This is a genomic window from Shewanella sp. 11B5 (assembly GCF_002836795.1).
In the GTDB taxonomy this organism is placed as follows: domain Bacteria; phylum Pseudomonadota; class Gammaproteobacteria; order Enterobacterales; family Shewanellaceae; genus Shewanella; species Shewanella frigidimarina.
In genome coordinates, this window is the sequence record NZ_PJAP01000407.1 from 1 (window position 1) to 5,163 (window position 5,163).

2 protein-coding genes and 2 pseudogenes are annotated in these 5,163 nt (G+C 45.1%); 1 reads left to right on the top strand and 3 read right to left on the bottom strand.

Annotated features, from left to right (window positions below; translation table 11 throughout):
- A partial coding sequence (locus CXF78_RS09470; protein WP_102036631.1) for a hypothetical protein occupies positions 1–299 on the bottom strand: 299 nt, incomplete at its 3' end.
- A 223-nt stretch (positions 300–522) separates the two neighbouring features.
- Here CXF78_RS09470 and CXF78_RS09475 point away from each other — a divergent pair.
- A pseudogene (locus tag CXF78_RS09475) lies at positions 523–974 on the top strand (IS4 family transposase); the annotation flags it as partial.
- Between the two features lie 858 nt (positions 975–1,832).
- Here the strand turns inward: CXF78_RS09475 and gcvP are convergent.
- A complete protein-coding gene (gene gcvP, locus CXF78_RS09480) occupies positions 1,833–4,721 on the bottom strand; it encodes an aminomethyl-transferring glycine dehydrogenase (protein ID WP_102036632.1) in 2,889 nt (962 codons plus the stop codon).
- A gap of 239 nt (positions 4,722–4,960) precedes the next feature.
- A pseudogene (locus CXF78_RS09485) lies at positions 4,961–5,163 on the bottom strand (glycine cleavage system protein H); the annotation flags it as partial.

The following is a 5,163-nucleotide window of genomic DNA, read 5'->3' on the forward strand; positions in this document are numbered from 1 at the left end:
CTGATAAATTGCCATGGCCAAAAACCGAAACGATGGCCACCGTTGTAGTCAATGATTGCATCAGCACCTAAGGATTGTGCTTGTTTCACTATTATTGGCAGGACGCTATTAATATTTCCATACCCATTTTTTGCATACTTTAACTGAGTAATAACGGTGTATTTTATATCTGATGAAGGCACTCCTGATATCAGGCAGATAGGATTGCTGTGGGATGTAGATTGATTGGCAACGATACTTGTGTTCGAAGCACATGATGTCAGCAGTACCAGACCGGTTAAAAGTATTAGCTTATGCATTAATTGAAATCCTTTCATTTAATTTAATTTGAAGCGCGCTAGTCTATCTGTTTTGGGTATGAATGACATCATAGACCGAGGTCAATGAAATAAGTGGGCAGAGTCTGAGGGATCGCTACAAAAGCATGAATAAAAATAATGAGATAGGTTAACAACTGAGGAACATTCATGGCATTTGGTGATCAAATTTATCGCCAAACAAACATTACCACGAGTCAATGCCATGGATGCGAAACACGTTTTATCAAAATGCCTATCGTTTGTCACCCACCGTTAACGCACAAAACTCGCCGACAGAGTTTATTCTCTGCCATTGAAAGATCAATGAAAGGTGGCTCGCTTTCTATCACTGGACTTGGCCGTGATATTGAGAATCAAGCCATGGAAAAACATAAGATTAAACGTGTGGATAGGCTCTGTAGTAATGGTCACTTACATCGTGATATCGAGTTCATATACACCCGTATGACCTATTTGCTCGTCGGAAAAATGAAGCAACCAATCATTCATATCGATTGGTCAGATCTTGATGACCGTAAGCAGCATTTTCTCATTCGAGCATCTTTGGCGGCTCAAGGGCGCTCATTGACACTTTATGAAGAAATACATCCGCTAAACAAAAAAGAGAAGCCTAAAACTCATCTACTATTTCTGAAAAAACTTAATCATATCCTCATGCCATTTATAGGTTTTAGTGTTTATCTCAAGTATCGTAGTAGCTGTTAACTATAGTTAAATAAACTGTATGACACTAAATACATAGGCCAACACCTGGATTCCGGCTCAAAAGCATTGCCGGAATGACGTAAATATAAGCATTACTGGAATGACGTAAATATAAACATAATCGGAATGACGAGTATTTACACATGACTGGAATGATGGAAATTAAAAAGCGAACCAACCGGTCCGCTTTTTAATGCTTTAGATATTATATCTGCAGGCTCCATTTTACTTGAGGCCGTTGAAGACTCTTTGCAAGTGAATGCGTGAGCCATGGATGGCAGGCTAGCTTTCGCGGTACAGGTCGTTCTTTGGTATCTGCCCCATATGAATACCGGAAATGTCATTATGATGTCGGGAACATCATTGACCATGCCATCACGACATTCGTAAATCCATGCACATCAGATTCCCATCGGAAGCGTTAGCATTTTCACTCTTTATTGTAAGATGGGCCGAAGCAGACTACAAACGAAGTTAAAAGCTAGATCAATCCCCATGGCGACCTTTTCGCATCAGTTGTTTAAATCATTAAGGAAAATGTTGCGGGACGGCTGGGCTAATTCTTTTAAAAAGAGTCAAGAGGGAACAGCCGTTGGTTTCCTCTTGGTCTGGTGTGGGCGAAGCGCCACGACGTTAGTGGCCGCAGGCCATAGCTAAGATGTAAGATGAAGAAAAAAGAAAACACCTGGATTCCGGCTCAAAAGCATTGCCGGAATGACGTAAAAATGGGAACGACAGGCATAAAAAAGCGACCTTTCAGTCGCTTTCAAATTGAAGTTCCTATTCAGGAACCACTATTAATAATGATTACTCATAATCACTTAAAGGAACACATGCACACATCAAATTGCGGTCGCCGTATACATCATCGATACGATTTACGGTTGGCCAGAACTTATTCGCCTTAACCGCAGCCGTTGGGAACACGGCCACTTCACGGCTGTACGGACGTGAATCGAACTCTGGGTCCATAATGTCAGCCAGCGTATGCGGTGCATTGTGCAGTGGATTATTGTCCACTGGCCACTCGCCTGCTTCTACCTTGGTAATTTCACCGCGAATAGAAATCATCGCTTCGATGAAACGGTCCAGCTCAACCTTAGACTCAGATTCTGTTGGTTCAATCATCAAGGTTCCCGCTACTGGGAAGCTCATGGTTGGTGAGTGGAAGCCGTAATCGTTTAGACGCTTAGCGATATCCATTTCGGTCACGCCTGAGGTTTCTTTTAATGGGCGTAAATCGATAATACATTCATGGGCAACACGGTCGTTACGGCCGGTGAACAACACAGGATAATGTGCTGACAGCTTTTTCATGATGTAGTTAGCGTTTAATAGCGCAGTTTGGGTTGATTGCTTAACCCCTTTAGTGCCCAACAACTTAATATACATCCAGCTGATTGGCAAAATGCTGGCGCTACCATAAGGTGCGGCCGATACTGCGCCGTTATGGTCGCTTTCGCGGCCTGGCTTAATCACTGTGTGGCCTGCTACAAATGGCGCAAGGTGTGATTTAACACCAATTGGGCCCATACCAGGACCACCGCCGCCGTGCGGGATAGCAAAGGTTTTGTGTAAGTTAAGGTGCGATACGTCTGCGCCGATAAAGCCTGGTGATGTTAAGCCAACCTGTGCGTTCATGTTTGCGCCGTCTAGGTACACTTGACCGCCATATTGATGGACTATTTCGCATACTTCGCGGATTGATTCTTCGTACACACCGTGAGTCGATGGGTACGTGATCATGATGCATGAAAGGCTGTCGGCAAGCTCCGCTGCTTTGGTGCGTAAGTCTTCTAAATCAACGTTACCTTGCTTGTCGCACGCTGTAACCACTACCTTCATACCAGCAAGTTGTGCTGATGCAGGGTTGGTACCGTGAGCTGATTGTGGGATTAAGCAAATGTTACGGTGCGCGTCGCCGCGAGACTCGTGGTATTTCTTAATCGCTAATAAGCCAGCGTACTCGCCTTGTGCACCAGAGTTTGGTTGAATACACACAGAATCGTAACCGGTGATTTTAACTAAAAACTCAGACAGTTCGTTAATTAACTGGGTGTAACCTTGTGCCTGATCTAGCGGGCAGAATGGGTGCATGTTAGCAAATTCTGGCCAGCTTACTGGTAGCATTTCCACTGCTGCGTTGAGTTTCATGGTGCATGAACCTAACGAGATCATTGAGTGGTTTAAGGCTAAATCTTTGTTTTCGAGACGCTTGATATAACGCATCATCTCGGTTTCGCTTTGGTAGCGATTAAACGTTGGATGAGTTAATACCGCATCTTGACGTACTAGCGCGTCTGGAATTGACTGGCTGCCATTAGCAACGATGTCGGCATCAAGTGCTGCAACATCTAAGCCGTGGCCTGCGCCTAGGATAACGTCAAATAAGTCTGCGATATCTGTACGGATAGTGGTTTCATCTAAGCTGATACCAAACACGCCGTCTGCATCTATACGTAAGTTAACTTGCGCAGCAATGGCGCGGGCATTAATGGCGGCAACGTCGGCACCTTTAACACTGATGGTGTCGAACCAAGTGGTGTTAGCTAAGGTTAAGCCTTTTGCTGTTAAGCCTGCCGCTAAAATGTCGGCTAAACGGTTAATGCGTGATGCTATGGTTTTTAAGCCTTGCGGGCCGTGGAATACCGCATAAAACGACGCCATGTTGGCTAATAAAATTTGCGCGGTACAAATGTTTGAGTTGGCTTTTTCGCGGCGAATATGTTGCTCGCGCGTTTGCATGGCCATACGTAATGCGCTGTTGCCGCGGGTGTCTTTTGACACACCAATAATACGGCCTGGCATTGAACGTTTATGTTCGTCACGGGCAACGAAGAATGCTGCGTGTGGTCCGCCGTATCCCATTGGTACGCCAAAACGTTGCGCGCTACCAAATACTACATCTGCGCCCATGGCGCCCGGTGATTTAAGTAACATTAACGACATGATGTCGGCTGCTACTGTAACAATGACTTTGTTGTCGCGAAGCGTAGCAAATAGCTCAGTGTAATCGGTAATTTGGCCAATACGGTTGGTGTACTGGAACAAGGCACCAAATAATTCGTAATTTACCGCTTCACTCGCTGGGCCAACGACCACTTCAAAACCAAAACATTCTGCGCGGGTTTTCACTACGTCTAATGTTTGTGGGAATACGTCATCGGCAACAAAGAAGATGTTGGCTTTTTTAGCTTTAGACACGCGCTTGGCAAGGGCCATGGCTTCTGCCGCTGCGGTTGCTTCGTCCAGCAATGAAGCTGACGCAAGGTCAAGGCCGGTTAGGTCCATTGACACTTGTTGGAAGTTTAAGATTGCTTCTAAACGGCCTTGAGCGATTTCTGGCTGATATGGAGTATAAGCAGTGTACCAACCTGGATTTTCGAACACGTTACGCAAAATAACATTTGGCACTTGCACGCCGTAGTAACCCATTCCGATATAGCTTTTAAAGACTTTGTTTTTGTCTGCTATGTTGCGGATATAGGCAATACCTTCGGCTTCGCCACATGAGTCACCGATGGTGAGGTCTTGTGGTAAACGAATTTTGCCAGGAACGGTTTGCGCGGTTAAGTCTTCTAACGACTCTGCACCAATGAAGTTGAGCATTTCTTGTTGCTGCTCAGCATTTGGGCCAATGTGGCGGGTTAGAAATAACTCGTGTTGTTCTAGTTGTGTCAGGGTTTGCTTGGTCATGTTAAACCTTGTTCCAAATCGACCAGTTATGGCTGTAGGGCACAGAACTGGATTAGGGTGAAAACGTGTAATACGTGACTAACCCGTAAAGGGTTTATTAATGCAACGCGCTTACGTCGTGAGTGGCTTTATGTGTGCCACTTCCTTTATGAAGCAGAAACGACAATACTGCAGGGCGCAACACTTTTATCGTTAGATAACAAAGAAGCTCCCGAGGGAGCTTCCTGCGTCATTGGCGCTTATTCTTCGTCAATCACTTCTTGGTAACCGTCTGCATCTAATAATGCATCCACTTCTGATTCGTCAGAAGGCATAACACGGAAGAACCAACCGTCACCAAATGCGTCGCTGTTAACAAGCTCTGGCGAATCTTCTAAAGATTCGTTTACGGCAATCACTTCACCAGAAATAGGTGCATAGATGTCTGATGCCGCTTTAACTG